Origin of the sequence: Rhizobium sp. NZLR1 (assembly GCF_017357385.1) — a bacterium.
Lineage (GTDB): Bacteria > Pseudomonadota > Alphaproteobacteria > Rhizobiales > Rhizobiaceae > Rhizobium.
The window spans coordinates 1303753-1319971 of sequence record NZ_CP071632.1; the positions used below are offsets into that span (position 1 = coordinate 1303753).

Consider the following 16219-nt stretch of genomic DNA (forward strand, 5'->3'; position numbering starts at 1 on the left):
ACTTAATCTCACAAGCCTGCCAATCGCCTCGATTTCTAAACACGAATGATATTGAGCCGCAGAGCGCTGACGACGGCCTGCGTTCTCGTCGTACATCCCAGCTTCTTGATGGCGCTGCCGATGTTATGGTTGACCGCATTCTCCGTGAGATCGAGAAGCTTTGCAATTTCATTGCCCTTCCTGCCGCCGGCGGTCAGCGTCAGGCAGTCCAGTTCGCCCCGCGTAAACTCGATGGGCTTGTGTTTCTCGTTCAATGTGAGTTGTGAAAGCCGGTCATAAATGAGTGTGGCGATAAACAGGAGCTTCGCCATTTCGATCATGTCGAAATTCCGTAGCCCCGAAATCGACATGGCGCCGCGTCCGCCCGCGGCATCGTGAACAGGAAAATAGGCACCTTTTCCCATGCCATACCGGTAGAACAGCTCGATGACCGTGGACTTCTTGCCCTCGCCACGATCGGTATTGATCGCTTCGACATCATAATTGAACGGGCTGGTCGATCTCAGCATTCGACGGATGACCGGACTGTCGATCATCAGATTATGGGCGTCATAATAATCCACCATTTCCGCCGGCCAGTTGGTAATGATTTTGGTTGCGCCTATTTCGACGAAGTCGACCGTGGGTAGCGTCATGATCAGGAAAGCATTCATTCCAAGGTCCTGAGTGAGGCCCTTCATATATTTGAACACTTCGTAATGCGTGTTGAAGCCTGCCGCGACTTCCTCGATTCGATTAAATTCAGCCTCGAGCTTCATGTCTTTCTCCGATCCGCCGTTCGCATGCGGGATGGCCACTGGTGTACCCGCCGAAGCGCCTGTCTCGGAAGTCGATTCCATACGCTCGAAGGCCGATTCAACTTTGCCGCCGCGGAGGAAGAATCGAACGGCCGCCAGGTACCGGAACACAAGCATAAAGGGGCGGGTAATACTTAACAAAAAGTAAACCAATCCTCGGGCTTTTGGGGACAGGCCAAGGTGAAAAATCCCCAGCTTGACCTCCGAGATCCTCGCCGAGGGATATTCTACCGTCCTGGAGTCTCTCCAATGGAGAAGTTTAAGTCATTGATTTAGATTTGTTAATTCCAACAAAAAGCTCCCGGCGCCAAGCGCTGTTTTGCCGAGCAGTTCGGTTAATGGGTGCTTAATGAATTTAGCGGATTTTATTTTCAGGTTGCTCGTCCAGCACAAGCCCGTGATGGGTCGCGCCAATCATTCGTTCAGACCTGAGTAGGGGGAACAGCATGAAGAAAATAGCGTTTGGTTTCGGATCTGATGCCAAGGCAATATTGGCGGCAATGAGCAGGTCACAGGCCATCATCGAGTTCGACCTCACCGGCAAGATTCTAACCGCCAATGCTAATTTCTGTGCCGCGCTCGGCTACAAGTTGTCTGAGATTGTCGGCCAACACCACAAGATATTCGTCGAGCCGGCGGACGCCGCGTCGGCCGACTATCGCGAGTTCTGGGCGAAGCTCGGCCGAGGCGAGTACGATCAGCGCCAGTACAAGCGCATCGGCAAGGGGGGCAAGGAAATTTGGATTGAGGCTTCCTATAACCCCGTCTTCAGCGGCGAAAAACCATACAAGGTCGTGAAATTCGCGACCGACATCACGAAGCAGAAGCTGCAAAGTGCTGAAGACGCCGGCAAATTGAACGCACTTTCGCGCGTCCAGGCGGTTATCGAGTTCACACCGAAGGGCGAGATTCTGTCGGCGAACGAGAATTTCTTGTCGGCTCTCGGCTATCAGATTGCGGAGATCACCGGTCGCCACCATTCCATGTTTTGCGAAAATGCTCACGTCAACAGTGACGAATATCGGCGGTTCTGGGAGCGTCTGTCGGGTGGGGAGTTCGTCGCGGATGAGTTTCTGCGCATAGGCAAGGGCGGAAAAAGGATCTATATCCAGGCCTCCTACAATCCGATTTTCGACATGAACGGCAGGGTATTCAAGGTTGTCAAGTTCGCGACCGACGTCACTGCCCGCGTGAACAATGTCGATCAGCTGGCAGGATCGTTGATGGCCCTGTCTGGCGGAGATTTGACCCAGGAAGTCGCAACACCGTTCATTCCCACACTGGAGAAACTCCGGACCGACTTCAACGCTGCGGCTACCAAGCTCCGCGAAGCGATGCAGGTCGTCGCCCAAAATGCAACGGGTATCGCTGCCGGAGCCCAGCAAATTCGTTCCGCGTCGGACGATTTGTCAAAGCGCACGGAACAGCAAGCCGCTTCGGTCGAGGAAACCGCAGCTGCGCTTGAAGAGATCACCACAACGGTTTCCGATTCCAGCAGCCGCGCCCAGGAAGCCGGCCAGCTGGTGCGAAGGACCCGCGAAAATGCCGAGCGCTCCGGAGCGGTGGTCCGCAGCGCGGTCGAGGCGATGGGGAAGATCGAAACATCGTCCGCGGAAATCGGCAATATCATCGGCGTCATCGACGAAATTGCGTTTCAGACCAATCTATTGGCGCTTAACGCAGGCGTCGAGGCGGCACGCGCCGGCGACGCCGGCAAAGGGTTTGCGGTCGTAGCGCAAGAAGTTCGCGAGCTTGCTCAGCGATCAGCCAAAGCGGCAAAAGAGATCAAGGAGCTCATCATCGCATCCAACGAGCATGTGAAGAGCGGGGTGACCCTCGTTGGCGAAACCGGCAAGGCCTTGGAGGAAATTGTCGCCCAGGTTCAGCAGGTCAACGGCAATGTTCTCGCGATCGTCGAAAGCTCGAAGGAGCAGGCGACGGGATTGAAGGAAATCAACACCGCCGTAAACACCATGGACCAGGGTACGCAGCAGAATGCAGCCATGGTCGAGGAATCGACGGCAGCCGCCCATAGTCTCGCCAGAGAGGCTGACGCGCTCTTCCAGCTGTTAGGGCAGTTCAACATCGGCGGCCTGGCCTCACGACAACCACGCCCCGTTGTGGCAACTCCAGCTTCCAAGCCCGTCGCATCGCCACCGCGCGCAATGGCTGCGAAGGTGAGCGCCGCCTTCCATGGCAATGCGGCAATTGCCGGCGGCGACTGGCAGGAGTTCTGAGACCGGGCGCGGCGGTTCCTCATTTCATAGCCTTGCCGATCGCTTCGATCTCGTTCGTCCAGATGCCTGCCGCATAATTCTGCGGCAGGCGCGCCAGGAGCGCGGGGTCGTCGATGCCGGCGGAAAAATCGCTACCGCGATAGGGGCCGAGCACGAAGACCTCAGTTCCGGCATCCTGCATCCGGTTGAGAAAACGGTCCGGCCAGCCCCAGAGCCATGGCGCAATATTGATCGGCACCAGCATCATGGCGTGTCTGCAGGCATCCGGCAGCAAGCCGGTCCAGCCATAGCCGATGTAGCCGGTAAGGCAGGTCTTCAGGCTCTTGCGCGAGGCGGTCTTGAGATCGGGCACGAGCCGGCGCAGGACATCGATCGGCTCGTCGCCGCCATAAACGATGATCTTAGCCCGTCGCTCAGTGGAAAGCCCGTTCAGCACGGCTGCGAGCTTTTCACCCTCGGATGGATCACGGCTCTTGACGTTGATGAGGAAGCGCCGATCGGGAAAAGTCGAAAGCACCTCGGCAAGCGTCGGCATCATGCCGATGCCGCGGCCGCGAAACGGAAACGTCTGGCCGCCATCGGCGGTATAGCCGTAGCCAATGTCGAGCTTTCGCATCTCCGCCATCGAATGCTCGCGCGTGACGCCGCGGCCGTCGGTGCGGCAGTCGAGCGTCCAGTCGTGAAAGACGGCGAAAGCGCCGTCCGTCGTCGGATGCACGTCGATCTCGACAATATCGGCGCCGGCAGCAAAGCCTGCCTGCATCGAGCGGATGGTGTTTTCGAGGTAATCATGTTTCGGCGGCAGCATGCGGCTCGCCGTGCAGGTATCGTTCTTCAGATCGGTCTCGTCGAACCGCTGGGCAATGCCGCGATGGGCGAGTAGTTCAGGCTTTCCCGGACGCTGCTCCGCCAGAAGGCTGGTATTGTTGAGGTAGATGCCGGCCGCGGTCAGTGCGATTGCGCCGGCGCAATAGAAAAGCTTCCTGCCCAATGCCGCCCCTCCTGATTGCACCTAGAGATTCAACAGCTAGAAAGCGATTCTGGTTGTTCTTGGGCTCTTTTCCGGCTTTTCTATGCCAATGGCTTATATGCCGGAAAGGATTGTCATCGCGATGGAACAACAGGACGACGAGCTCATCCATTTCGAAGCGCATGGCGCGGCCGCCTTGCCGCCGGCCGCCGTCGAAGGTCATGTTGGGCGGGACGGCGCCCGCATCTGGTATGCGACCTATGGCGACGGCCCGCCGGTCATCCTGCTGCATGGCGGCCTCGGACATAGCGGCAACTGGGGCTACCAGGTCCCGGCGCTCCTCAGCAGCGGCCGCCGCGTTGTGCTGATCGACAGCCGCGGCCATGGAAGAAGCACCCGCGATTCCCGCCCCTATACCTATGAGTTGATGGCGGCGGACGTTCTCGCCGTCATGGACGATCTCTCTCTCGAAAGGGCGGCCTTCGTTGGCTGGAGCGATGGCGCCTGCATCGCTTTGATCCTCGCCATGACGGCGCCGTCGCGTGTCGAGGGCGTCTTCTTCTTCGCCTGCAACATGGATCCGAGCGGCACGCTGGAATTCGTCCCGACCCCGGTCATCGACCGCTGTTTCTGCAGGCATGCCAGGGATTATGCCGCATTGTCCGCGACGCCGGACGATTTTCAGCCCTTCGTCGAGGCGGTCAGCCTGATGATGCGGACGGAGCCGAATTATCAGGCTGCCGATCTCGCCAGGGTCGACGTATCGGTCGCCATCGCCCTCGGCGAGCACGACGAATTCATCAAGCCCGAGCACGCCGAATATCTTGCCCGCGGCATTCCCAACGCGCAGATGATCTATCTCACGGGCGTCAGCCATTTTGCGCCGCTGCAGCGGTCGGCGGAGTTCAACGCCGCGGTGTTGTCCTTCCTTGACGACATCGGCACACAAAAAAATGAAGACTTGCGGCGTTGAGCCGCGGCAGCGGAATTTCTTAAGAATTCGGTAACTTTTTCGTATCGGCAAACGTAGGATCCTCTGGGAAGGATTCGTTTGTCGTTCGTTCACGGAAACCTTCGGGCCGCCGCCCACCCATGCGACTTCCTATGCATGGGCGGATTGTGCGGTTCGATGGCCGGTGCTCGATCCGCGGCTCCCCCGCTTGAATTGAGAAGGCCAGGGAGCCGGAATGATCAGCATCGATATGGAAGAAAGAATTTCGATCGCGCGCAAATCGCTGAATGACGCCATGGGTTTTCAGGCGTCGGGAGATCTCGAAAGCGCCGAGAAAGCCTATGTCAGAGTCCTGCACAAGGACTATCGCACGATAGATATTCTACCGCTCCTGGCGGGTGTCGTCGCAAAGAGAGGCGATGACGAAACCGCTCTCTACTACTGGAATAAACTGCTCGGCCTCAATCCCGGCCATCTCGTCGCCCTCATGGAAAAAGGTGCGCTGCTGCGCCGGCTCGGCCGGTCGGCGGAAGCGGTCGGCTGTTATGAGATGGCGCGTGGCCTGTCACCGGAAAATCCTGTCGTGCGCAACAACCTCGCCGTGGCGCTCGCCGATTCGGGCCGGCAGCCGGAGGCGCTTGCCGAGTTTCGTCATGTTCTGCGGCTGCAGCCGGACAATATCAACGCCTGGCATCAGATAAGGCGCATCTCTTCATCGATCGTACCCTTCTGGCACATCGCCATGATGAACGACACCAGACGCAACGACGCTTTCGAAGCGGCGATCCGCCGTGCCATAGAGCTGCGCGGAGCCGACGCGCAGATCCTCGATATCGGCGCCGGCAGCGGCCTGCTGTCGATGATGGCGGCGCGCGCCGGCGCTACCAATATCGCGACCTGTGAGACTGTGGCTGTCATCGCGCAGACCGCGGAGCGGATCATCGCTGCCAATGGTTATCGCGAACAGATCGATATCTTCGAAAAGCCCTCGACCGAACTTTCTGTCGGCAGGGAGATGAAAGCTCGCGCCGACATTCTGATTTCCGAGATCCTTTCGAGCGATCTCCTGGCCGAAGACGTGCTGAAAACCTTCGAGGACGCCCACGCCCGACTGGTCCGCGAGGACGCTATCGTCATTCCACGCGCCGCCGCTGCCATGGGCTGCCTGGTTGCCAGCGAAACGCTCTCGAACTATGCCCATGTCGGCGAGGTCTGCGGCTTCGACATGTCGCAGTTCAATGCGCTCGCCCCGCTGCGTCTGCCGGTTCACGGTACGATGACCGAGTGGACCAGGCTTTCGGATGATTTCGAGATCGCCACAGTGGATCTCACCGCTCGCAAACATACTGCTGCGTTGCGTAAGATATCGGTGCCTGTTCAGGCAAACGGCACCGCAGTCGGGGTCGTCCAGTGGATGAAAGTCGATCTGATCGAAGGCGTGGTTTTTAGCAATCACCCCGACGACTATCATGATGGCGGCTGGCTCCAGGTTCTTCACACCTTCCCGCAGCCGGTAGACGTCCGTGCTGGGACGTCACTGGACATGCTGGTTGGCCACGACAGAACGAGCCTGCTGATGACGCCGGTCGTCTGAGCAACCGGCTTGCGTCACCGCCAAGGAGATCATCATGGCCGTCTTGAGGAAAGGCGGCCATTGACGTTACTGTCCGAATTGTTTCGACCAGCGTCCGATGGAGTCGAGCTTATGCATTGCGCGTTTCCGGCGCATTCGACAATCCCTGTTTCCGCCCTCTGGCCTCGCGTCCATTTCCCGCTATCTCTCGTTTCATGAGACCTGATGCGCTGCTCTATCCTGCCCCCGAAGGGCTCTATTGTCCGGAAGGCGGCTTTTATGTCGACCCGGTGCGGCCAGTTGAGCAGGCGCTCGTCACCCATGGCCATTCCGACCATGCCCGGCCTGGCCATGTGAACGTCCTTGCCACCCGCCAGACGCTCGACATCATGCGCCTGCGTTACGGCGAGGGGTTCTGCGCCAGTGAGCAGGCGGCCGCCTTCGGCGAGGAACTGCTGGTCAACGGCGTCAAGGTGAGCTTCCATCCCGCCGGCCATGTGCTCGGCTCGGCCCAGATCGCCATCGAGAAGAGCGGCACCCGCATCGTCGTCTCGGGCGACTACAAACGCCGCCCCGACCCGACCTGCGCGGCCTACGAGCCGGTCCCCTGCGATGTCTTCATCACCGAGGCGACCTTCGGCCTGCCGGTCTTTCATCATCCGGATCCGATGGACGAGATCGGCAAACTGCTGGCCTCACTCAGGCAATTTCCCGAGCGCACCCATCTCGTCGGCGCCTATGCGCTCGGAAAGGCGCAGCGCGTCATCAGGCTGCTGCGCGATGCCGGTTATGCCGAACCGATCTATATCCACGGCGCCATGGAAAAACTCTGCGACTATTATGTCGAACAAGGGATCGATCTCGGCGAGCTGCTGCCGGCCACCGTCGAAAGCCGTGACAAATCCGCCTTCAAGGGTGCCGTCGTCATCGGCCCGTCATCGGCCTTCGCCGACCGCTGGGCCCGCCGCTTCAACGAGCCGCTGCCGGCCTTCGCCTCCGGCTGGATGATGGTGCGCCAGCGCGCCAGACAGCACGGCGTCGAACTGCCGCTCGTCATCTCCGATCATTGCGACTGGCCGGAACTGACGGAAACCATTCGGGAACTGCACCCGGCCGAGGTCTGGGTGACCCATGGCCGCGAGGAGGCGCTGGTGCGCTGGTGCCAGCTGCAGGGCATCAAGGCCAAACCGCTGCATCTGGTCGGTTATGAGGATGAGGCAGATTGAGGCGATGAGCGGCACCCTGGATCAAAACCCCTCCCCAACCCCTCCCCAAAAGGGGGAGGGGCTTAACCTGCCGCATCGTCTCGCGATGAAATCACCGAAAACGCTGCGGTCGAAGGAGGACAAGGCAGTGCCGCATATTAGCCCCTCCCACCTGTGGGGAGGAGTTGGGGAGGGGTCTTTCCCCGGAATGCGGAGGTCAAGATGAAAGCCTTCGCCGACCTCCTCGACCGCCTGGTCCTCACCCCCAGCCGCAACGGCAAGCTGAAGCTGCTCACCGATTATTTCCGCGACACGCCGGACCCGGACCGCGGCTACGGTCTGGCCGCCATCGCCGGCACGTTGGAGGTGCGCAACGTCAAGCCCGCCATGCTGCGCGAACTGGTGCTGGAGCGCATCGACGAGGTGCTGTTCCGCTATTCCTATGACTATGTCGGCGATCTCGCCGAAACCATCTCGCTCGTCTGGGATAATGAGCAGGATATCGACCGCTCGGCCCTTTCGCAGCCGCGTCTCGGCGAAGTCGTCGCCGGCATGAACGCGCTCGGCCGCACCGAAGTGCGCGGCTTCGTCCGCGATCTGCTCGACCGGCTGGATCCGTCCGGCCGCTTCGCCTTCATCAAGCTGGCGACCGGTGCCATGCGCATCGGCGTTTCCGCCCGGCTTGCCAAGCAGGCGTTGGCCGACCTCGGCGATAGGGACGTCACCGAGATCGAAACCCTCTGGCACGGCCTGCAGCCGCCCTATGAGACGCTGTTCGCATGGCTGGCGGCTAGCGGCGAAAAGCCGGTGCTGGCCACCCCGGCGATCTTCCATTCGGTCATGCTCGCCAATCCGGTGGAGGAGGGGGATCTCACCAGTCTCGATCCGGCGAGTTATGCCGCCGAATGGAAATGGGACGGCATCCGTGTCCAGCTCTCCCGCTCCGGCGATCGGCGCAAGATCTATTCCCGCTCCGGCGACGACATATCTGGCGCCTTTCCCGATATTCTCGAGGCAATCAGTTTTTCCGGCGTCGTCGATGGCGAGTTGCTGGTCGGCGGCACCGCGCGCTCCAACAGCCCGACCCGAACCTTTTCCGACCTGCAGCAGCGGCTGAACCGCAAGACGGTGACGGCAAAGATGCTTGCCGACTACCCGGCCTTCATCCGTACCTATGATCTGCTTTTCGACGATGAGGAGGATGTTCGCGGCCACCCCTATATCGATCGCCGCGACCGGCTGGCCGAGATCATCGATCGCGCCCCCCACGACCGTTTCGACCTCTCGCCGCTCGTGCCGTTCTCGTCGTGGGACGAACTTGACCGTCTCCGTGCCGCCCCGCCCGATCCGGTCATCGAGGGCGTGATGATCAAGCGCCGCGACAGCGTCTACCAGGCCGGCCGCATGAAGGGGCCCTGGTTCAAGTGGAAGCGCAATCCCTATAATGTCGATGCGGTGCTGATGTATGCCCAGCGCGGCCACGGCAAGCGCTCCAGCTACTATTCCGATTTCACCTTCGGCGTCTGGGCCGATGACGAGGACGGTGAACAGCTGGTGCCCGTCGGCAAGGCCTATTTCGGTTTCACCGATGCCGAACTCGAAGTGCTCGACAAGTTCGTGCGCAACAATACCACCGAACGTTTCGGCCCGGTGCGGGCGGTGCGCGCCGACAAGGATTTCGGCTTCGTCGTCGAAGTGGCCTTCGAAGGCATCAACCGCTCGACCCGGCATAAATCGGGTGTCGCCATGCGCTTCCCCCGCATCGCCCGCCTTCGCCCCGACAAACCCAGCTACGAGGCCGACCGGCTGCGCACGCTGATCGCCATGATCGACGCCAAGCCGGGGTGAGGGCCAATATCCTGTGCAACAATGCCGCAGGACGATATTTTCAACACGATGTGTATTGGCGGCAACGATCTTCCGGTGCAAATCTCGCGTGCCGGGGAAATGATTTGGGTGCTGCGTTATGAGCTCGAATGAACGGAATTCCTTTTTCCTCCAACGCCGTGCCGTGCTGGCCGGTCTTGCCGGCGCACTCGTCCTGCCGCAAATGGCAGCGGCGTTCGACGTTCCGGATGAACCGCGGCTTGCCAAGCGCGATTATGCCAAGGTCCGCCACCATTTCCGCACCAAGCTTTTGCAGAAGGGCCCGGCGCCCGACAAATACGAACTGCTGAGCGCACCTGCCGACGCCGACAAGATCTTCTATCGCTCGGGATACGGCGAGCTGGAACTGGCCGCTTGGGTCTCGAAGTACAAGCGTGAGCGCGTCGGCAAGCCGGCTGTGCTCTTCCTGCACGGCGGCAACGCCATGGGCGCCGGCCACTGGCAGCTGATGAAACCCTATATGGATGCCGGTTATATCGTGATGATGCCGTCGCTGCGCGGCGAAAACGGCCAGATGGGCAATTTCTCCGGCTTCTACGACGAGGTCGACGACGTTCTCGCCGCCACCGAGCGCCTGGCGCATCTGCCGGGTGTCGATTCGGGGCGCCTGTTCATCGCCGGCCACAGCATCGGCGGCACGCTGACCATGCTGACGGCGATGAGCACCCAGAAATTCCGCGCCGCCGCGCCGATATCGGGCAACCCCGACGCATTCCGCTTCTTCAACCGCTATCCCCAGGATATCCGCTTCGACGACAGCAATACGCGTGAATTCGAGGTGCGTTCAGCACTGTGTTACGCCCACAGCTTCAAATGTCCGGTCCGTGTCGTCCATGGCACGGAGGAGCCGCATTTCAACGACCGCGCCGATCTGCTGGCCCGCCGCGCCCGCGCCAACGGCGTGCATATCGAGACCGAAACCGTCGCCGGCAATCACACCTCGGCGCTGCCGGCCGAGATCGAACAGAGCATCCGCTTCTTCCATGGAGTTGCGGCCTGATTTTTTGCCGCCGCTTCAAATACAGGCCCGTTAGGCCTATATTCCCGGCATGAAGACGGACGCAGAGAGCATGGTTGTGCCGAACGACTTCCCCGAGCTGAAATCGCTCGTCTGGAATCGCGATCCCGCGCGCGCGATACCTGCCTGCGAGGCTTTCGCGCTGTATGAACGCAACTGGCGTTTCGTCGATACCGGCCGGCTGACTGAGCGGGAGATGCGGCTGATCCGCGAACTGGCTGCCGCCTACGGCAACGGTGTTCTGCTCGTCTCCTGATTTTCCGTTTCTTTATCCTTCGCCTTTAAGCTTGGGCAGAAACCAGGTGGCCATCATGGAATTCAGACGTTCCGAACATCGCACCATCGCTGCGGCCCTTCGGCTGATGAAGGCGGATTTTTTTCTGGCCAACAAGTGTTGGTTTGCCGGCGGAACAGCCATTGTCATGCTTCTCGACGAATACCGGCTGTCGCTCGACGTCGATTTTCTCTGTGCGGATAGCGAAGGATATCGCGTCTTGCGCACGGCGGCGGTCGAAAGCGGCGTGGGAGCGTTTTTTGGGGAGCCGGTCACGACGCTCAGGGACTTCAGGACGGACCAGTACGGCGTGCGGACGGTCCTTGCCCTCGACGACCAGCCTATTCGCTTCGAAATCGTGCGCGAGGCGCGGATCGCTCTTGAAGGCGCTTTCGATTCGCGGCTGAATGTTTCAATTCTGTCGCTGCCTGATTTGTTTACCGAAAAACTGCTCGCCAACGCTGACCGCTGCCAGGACAGGGCTGTCGCCTACCGTGATGCTATCGACCTCGGCATGCTTCTCACCCGCTACACGGAGATTCCCGCTGCCGCCGTTTTGAAGGCGACGCAAGCTTATGGGCAAGACATTGAACGCAAGATCGGTTGGGTCATCACCAGACTTGAGGACGAGACCGAATTGAGACATGCCGCAAGCGTTCTACAGATGGACGGCGATCTTGCCGTGCGGGCAATCGCCGCCCTTCGTGGCGAGGCGCAGCGGCTCTGGTTGTTTTAATCTCCCGGCTTTCCCGCCCGCCATCAACACCAGCCTCGCGCCAGCCGCGAATGCCATCGTCCCGGCAGATGTCGCTGTCTTGCCGACCGTTGATAAGGGTGGTTCCATGAATTTTCTGCGCCGGGTCTTCCCGATTGCCGGGCTGGTGGTGGTCGTTGCGTCGCTGAGCGCCTGCAACATCCTCATTCCCGATGTCGCCGCCGATTCGCCCGCCCGTTTCGTCCAGGAAACTTCGCCGGTCTTCTATCAGCCGCCCGGCGTCGATCCGCGCCGGGTGCGGCCGATCCCCGATCAGCCGGTGCCGCAGACGCGCGAGCTCTACAAGACCCAGTTCCATCAGACTTACGGCCTGCCGGTCACCAATCCGGTGCACATGGCGATGTATGGTGCGCTTCGCGATGAGGATTTCACCCTGCCGGCCATCCCCGTCAGCCGTGTGCAGCAGCAGTTCCTGCGCCAGGAGGTCGACTACCAGACCACCGAGCGTCCCGGCACCGTGGTCGTCGATACAAAGGCGCATTACCTCTATTTCGTCGAAGCGAACGGCAAGGCGATGCGTTATGGCGTCGGCCTCGGCCGCGATGGTTACGCCTGGTCCGGCCGCGGCGTCATCCAGTGGAAACAGAAATGGCCGCGCTGGACACCGCCGGTGGAAATGGTCTCACGCCAGCCCGAGGTTCGCCCCTTTGCTGCGGAAAACGGTGGCATGAACCCGGGTCTCCAGAACCCGCTCGGCGCCCGCGCCATGTATATCTTCAAGGAGGGGCAGGATACGCTCTATCGTATCCACGGCACGCCCGACTGGCAGTCGATCGGCAAGGCCACCTCGTCGGGCTGCGTGCGCATGCTGAACCAGGACGTCGTCGATCTCTATGACCGCCTTCCTGCCAAGGCGGAGATCGTTGTGATGTAGCGCTGCAACAGCGCCGCCGATATCGTCCGCCCAAGGCCGGACACGTCTGCGTGAAGCTATGGTTTATTTGGCGCAAGCCGATAGATCTTCTGATGTTGTTATCTCGGATTCCCGCATCAGAGGAAATCAGTCCCGCGTCATGAGCTTCGATAGACATCTTTCCCGCCGCAGCTTTCTTTCCTTTTCGGCATTGACAGCAGTATCCGCGCTCACCGGCTGCGCCTCTTCGGCCAATACGGTAACATCGGGCGATACGACGATCACCTACCGTTCGCCCATGCGCCTGTTCCAGTCCCCGGAAGCGTCGAGCACGCCGAGCGGGGCCGAGCTTGCCGTCATGTATGGCCCCGTCGAGGACGGCGGCTTTCTCATCCCTGCCGTTCCCTACGAGCAGATCGACCCGCGCTATTATCGCCAGCGCGTCCTCGATCCCACCGGCCAGCCCCCCGGCACCATCGTCGTCGATACGCCGTCGCGCTTCCTCTATCTCGTCCAGGGTGACGGCATGGCGATGCGTTATGGCGTCGGCATCGGTCGCGAGGGTTTCGCCTGGCAGGGCTCAGGCGTCATCCAGTGGCGTCAGAGATGGCCGCGCTGGAAGCCGCCGAACGAGATGGTCGCCCGCCAGCCGGAACTCGTCAAATATTCGATCGAGAACGGCGGCATGGAGCCGGGCCTGAAGAACCCGCTCGGCGCCCGCGCGCTCTACATCTTCTCGAACGGGGAAGACACGCTCTACCGCCTGCACGGCAATCCCGACTGGCGCTCGATCGGTAAGGCAGTCTCTTCGGGCTGCGTGCGGCTGCTGAACCAGGATATCATCGATCTCTACGATCGCGCTCCGACGAAAGCGCCGATCGTCGTCTTGCAGTAATGTCACCGAGGCGGCCGTCAACCAGCCGCCTCGGATTGCTCCGTTTTCCCCGGTGAAACGGCCCGTTTTGCGCCCGCGAGAGATTTATTTTTCAAAAAACCATTGCTTAATTCGCTAAATATCCTACATGGTGCGTATCGAATTGCTTGCGACCTTTGTCCACGCGCTGAAGCGCTCCGTCAGATATCCTCTCAACATCGATACGGCTTGTCGGACATTCCGCAGGCGAAACACAAACGGTTGAAAAGGAGATCGTTATGAATTCAGGCGTCGTCAAGTGGTTCAATGGCACCAAGGGTTTTGGCTTTATTCAGCCCGATGATGGTTCTACGGACGTTTTTGTCCATATTTCAGCGGTCGAACGCGCCGGTATGCGCGAACTCGTTGAAGGTCAGAAGATCCGCTACGATCTCGTCCGCGACAAGAAGTCCGGCAAGAATTCGGCCGATAACCTTCAGGCCGCATGATTTGTCATTCGCCTGTGCTGACCATAATGGCAGCGAAATGGCTGAGTGACTGGAAGAGGTCGGGTGCCAACCCGGCCTTTTTGCTTTGACCGCTGGGCTTTTCCGAATGACCCCGGTCGTTCTTGAATGACCTCGTTCTGATTGACCAGTGAGCAGCCGAAAGTCGAAGGGACGCTGAAATGGGCAGACCAAACTATAAGATCGGCGATATGATCGTGCTGAAATCCGGTCTTACCCGCACGGCGAAGGCCGACAAGCGCTGCCGGATCGCCAGCATTCTGCCCAACGATCACGGGCATGTGCAATATCGCGTCCGCTTCGACGCGGAAAATTTCGAACGCCGCATTACTGAGGCCGATATCGATACCGGGGAATCGCCATCCAGAGCTCCCCTGGAGATAGCGGCCAAGTCCGACGGCGCAGAGCCCTGGCTGAAGTTTTCGAGCATCAGAACGGGCAAGTAGTTTCGCCGTTTCATTATTGACAGTGCGGCCTCGCCGCCGTGACAGGAAGGATATCACTTTGCAGGTACTCGTCAGGGATAACAACGTCGATCAGGCGCTCCGCGTGCTCAAGAAGAAGATGCAGCGGGAAGGCCTTTTCCGAGAAATGAAGGCGCGCAGCGCTTTTGAAAAGCCGTCCGAGAAGCGCGCCCGCGAAAAGGCCGAGGCCATTCGCCGCCAGCGCAAGCTTGCCCGCAAGAAGCTTCAGCGCGAAGGCCTGCTGCCGGCACCGAAGAAGGTTCTCCGCGCCCGCTAACCCGGCCGTGGAATCACGGCCCGGCCGCTGCATCGCGGCCAACGTGGAAGCACGGTCCGTCCGTGGAATCACGGCTGACTGGCGAATCACGGCTTGGCCGCGGAATTGCGGCCAGCTGTGGGATCATGGCCTAGCCGCACAATCGCGGCTTTCGACCATGAAACCATGGTTCAGCCGTGAATCGCGCCTAAATCAGCCGTCATCACCTGAGAAAGGGGCACATGACCGCCACCAAGGGAGAATTCTTCAATCCCGCCAAGCTTTCGTCTCGCGACAAGGCGGAAGCGACCGATCACACGGCGCGCGCCATTATCGCGGCCGAGGCCTCGGCCCGTGACAAGAAGACGGAAAAGTTGAAGGCCCTGCGTCTGCAGCAGGAGGCTGAGGCCGGACCTGAAGCAGCGCCCGCAAAGAAGCGCCGGTCGCCGGCCAACGCGGCTGTGAAGCGGCCGTGATCCTCGGCCGCAGAACCGTTAGGCTATCCCTCTTAGACTAACCGGGCGGATGCGGTCAGCCGCCGCCCGTGCCGGCTCGGCCGAGATTGCCTCGCAGCCGATGCAGCATGTCGCGCATCGCGGCCATTTCCTCGAGCGTGCAGCCGGCGGCTTGCCCGATCGCCGTCATGATCGTATCGATCTCCCCTTTCATTGACTGACCTTCCGGGGTTAGCGACACGATCACCTGCCGCTCGTCGCGCAGGTCGCGGATGCGCTTGATCAGTCCGTTCTGTTCCAGCCGCTTCAGCAGTGGCGACAGCGTGCCGGAATCGAGATCCAGCTGCTCGCCGATCGTCTTCACCGGCAGCTCGCCGCGTTCCCACAGCACCAGCATCACAAGATACTGCGGATAGGTCAGGCCGACCCTGTCGAGAATCGGCTTGTAGGCGCGGGTGAAAGCATGCGCCGTCGCGTAGACCGCAAAGCACAACTGCTTTTCCAGCCGCTTTTCCTCCTGCGGTATCTCCATCGTCTTTATCGTGTGCGCTTTCATATCCATCATCCCTGAGGTCCGATTGTCCTCTTTTCGAATTCGAAATGCAATTTGCAAAATTCACTTGCGTACAATTTAATTGTGCAATATTAAAAGTCCAGCCCCAAACGACGGGCCAATCAAAGGAGATCGTCATGCCTATTCTCTATACGACCAAAGCCTCTGCCACCGGCGGCCGCGCTGGCCGCGCCGTTTCCGAAAACGGCGTTCTGGACGTGACGCTGACCGTTCCGAAGGAACTCGGCGGCGATGGCGCGACCGGCACCAATCCCGAGCAGCTCTTCGCCGCCGGCTACTCCGCCTGCTTCCTCGGTGCTTTGAAATTTGTCGCGGGCCAGCAGAAGGTCAAGATTCCGGAGGACACGACGGTCTCCGCCAAGGTCGGCATCGGCCCGCGTGAAGATGGCACCGGCTTCGGCATCGAAGTGGCGCTCACGGTAAACATCCCCGGTCTCGACCGCGAAACCGCCGAAAAGCTCGCCGCCGCCGCCCACATCGTCTGCCCCTACAGCCACGCCATGCGCACGTCCACCGAAGTTCCGGTCACAGTTGCCTGATCGATTCCAA

The 16219-nt window shown here is 60.3% G+C and carries 18 protein-coding genes; 15 read left to right on the forward strand and 3 right to left on the reverse strand.

The annotated features are described in order from the left end of the window. Nucleotides 1-35 precede the first annotated feature (35 nt). Entirely contained in the window at nucleotides 36-758 is a 723-nt protein-coding gene (locus J3O30_RS06540) for a LuxR family transcriptional regulator (RefSeq protein WP_207584278.1), read from the reverse strand. 485 nt (nucleotides 759-1243) lie between these two features. Here J3O30_RS06540 and J3O30_RS06545 point away from each other — a divergent pair, with 485 nt between their 5' ends. Beyond that, entirely contained in the window at nucleotides 1244-3034 is a 1791-nt protein-coding gene (locus J3O30_RS06545; RefSeq protein WP_207583432.1) for a PAS domain-containing methyl-accepting chemotaxis protein, read from the forward strand. Between the two features lie 19 nt (nucleotides 3035-3053). On the opposite strand, the gene J3O30_RS06550 is transcribed toward J3O30_RS06545, so the two are convergent. Next, nucleotides 3054-4025, reverse strand: a complete 972-nt coding sequence (locus J3O30_RS06550) for a glycerophosphodiester phosphodiesterase family protein (protein ID WP_207583433.1) — start codon at nucleotides 4023-4025, stop codon at nucleotides 3054-3056. A gap of 121 nt (nucleotides 4026-4146) precedes the next feature. On the opposite strand from J3O30_RS06550, the gene J3O30_RS06555 reads away from it, so the two are divergent. The 13 genes from J3O30_RS06555 (at nucleotide 4147) to J3O30_RS06615 (ending at nucleotide 15117) form a co-directional block, all read left to right on the forward strand. After that, nucleotides 4147-4977, forward strand: coding sequence for an alpha/beta hydrolase (locus J3O30_RS06555; protein WP_207583434.1), 831 nt, complete (start codon nucleotides 4147-4149; stop codon nucleotides 4975-4977). Between the two features lie 214 nt (nucleotides 4978-5191). Further along, on the forward strand, nucleotides 5192-6550 hold the full coding sequence (locus tag J3O30_RS06560) for a tetratricopeptide repeat protein (RefSeq protein WP_207583435.1): 1359 nt from the start codon (nucleotides 5192-5194) through the stop codon (nucleotides 6548-6550). A 194-nt stretch (nucleotides 6551-6744) separates the two neighbouring features. Then, a complete protein-coding gene (locus tag J3O30_RS06565; RefSeq protein ID WP_207583436.1) occupies nucleotides 6745-7755 on the forward strand; it encodes a ligase-associated DNA damage response exonuclease in 1011 nt (336 codons plus the stop codon). A gap of 201 nt (nucleotides 7756-7956) precedes the next feature. Further along, complete coding sequence (locus J3O30_RS06570) at nucleotides 7957-9582, forward strand: cisplatin damage response ATP-dependent DNA ligase (RefSeq protein WP_207583437.1); 1626 nt, start codon at nucleotides 7957-7959, stop codon at nucleotides 9580-9582. Between the two features lie 118 nt (nucleotides 9583-9700). Next, the gene (locus tag J3O30_RS06575) at nucleotides 9701-10621 is read left to right on the forward strand and encodes an alpha/beta fold hydrolase (protein ID WP_207583438.1); all 921 of its coding nucleotides are present in this window, start codon (nucleotides 9701-9703) and stop codon (nucleotides 10619-10621) included. A 70-nt stretch (nucleotides 10622-10691) separates the two neighbouring features. Continuing rightward, nucleotides 10692-10895 (forward strand): hypothetical protein, encoded by a 204-nt coding sequence (locus J3O30_RS06580; protein WP_246762733.1) that lies wholly within the window; start codon nucleotides 10692-10694, stop codon nucleotides 10893-10895. Nucleotides 10896-10950: 55 nt separating this feature from the next. Beyond that, nucleotides 10951-11649: a nucleotidyl transferase AbiEii/AbiGii toxin family protein gene (locus J3O30_RS06585; protein ID WP_207583440.1), complete on the forward strand. Its 699-nt coding sequence runs from the start codon at nucleotides 10951-10953 to the stop codon at nucleotides 11647-11649. A gap of 106 nt (nucleotides 11650-11755) precedes the next feature. Further along, nucleotides 11756-12562 carry a L,D-transpeptidase gene (locus tag J3O30_RS06590; RefSeq protein ID WP_207583441.1) on the forward strand — a complete coding sequence of 269 codons (807 nt, stop codon included), beginning with the start codon at nucleotides 11756-11758 and terminating at the stop codon, nucleotides 12560-12562. A gap of 139 nt (nucleotides 12563-12701) precedes the next feature. Next, nucleotides 12702-13436, forward strand: a complete 735-nt coding sequence (locus J3O30_RS06595; protein ID WP_207583442.1) for a L,D-transpeptidase — start codon at nucleotides 12702-12704, stop codon at nucleotides 13434-13436. A 257-nt stretch (nucleotides 13437-13693) separates the two neighbouring features. Further along, entirely contained in the window at nucleotides 13694-13903 is a 210-nt protein-coding gene (locus J3O30_RS06600; protein WP_003546468.1) for a cold-shock protein, read from the forward strand. Between the two features lie 179 nt (nucleotides 13904-14082). Continuing rightward, entirely contained in the window at nucleotides 14083-14367 is a 285-nt protein-coding gene (locus tag J3O30_RS06605) for a cold-shock protein (protein WP_164010656.1), read from the forward strand. Between the two features lie 58 nt (nucleotides 14368-14425). After that, nucleotides 14426-14662: a 30S ribosomal protein S21 gene (gene rpsU, locus J3O30_RS06610; RefSeq protein WP_003569533.1), complete on the forward strand. Its 237-nt coding sequence runs from the start codon at nucleotides 14426-14428 to the stop codon at nucleotides 14660-14662. A gap of 221 nt (nucleotides 14663-14883) precedes the next feature. Then, on the forward strand, nucleotides 14884-15117 hold the full coding sequence (locus J3O30_RS06615; RefSeq protein WP_207583444.1) for a hypothetical protein: 234 nt from the start codon (nucleotides 14884-14886) through the stop codon (nucleotides 15115-15117). A 55-nt stretch (nucleotides 15118-15172) separates the two neighbouring features. Here the strand turns inward: J3O30_RS06615 and J3O30_RS06620 are convergent, their stop codons facing one another. Continuing rightward, on the reverse strand, nucleotides 15173-15661 hold the full coding sequence (locus J3O30_RS06620) for a MarR family transcriptional regulator (RefSeq protein ID WP_207583445.1): 489 nt from the start codon (nucleotides 15659-15661) through the stop codon (nucleotides 15173-15175). Nucleotides 15662-15786: 125 nt separating this feature from the next. On the opposite strand from J3O30_RS06620, the gene J3O30_RS06625 reads away from it, so the two are divergent. Next, nucleotides 15787-16209, forward strand: a complete 423-nt coding sequence (locus J3O30_RS06625; protein WP_003580247.1) for an organic hydroperoxide resistance protein — start codon at nucleotides 15787-15789, stop codon at nucleotides 16207-16209. The last annotated feature ends 10 nt before the right edge of the window (nucleotides 16210-16219 follow it).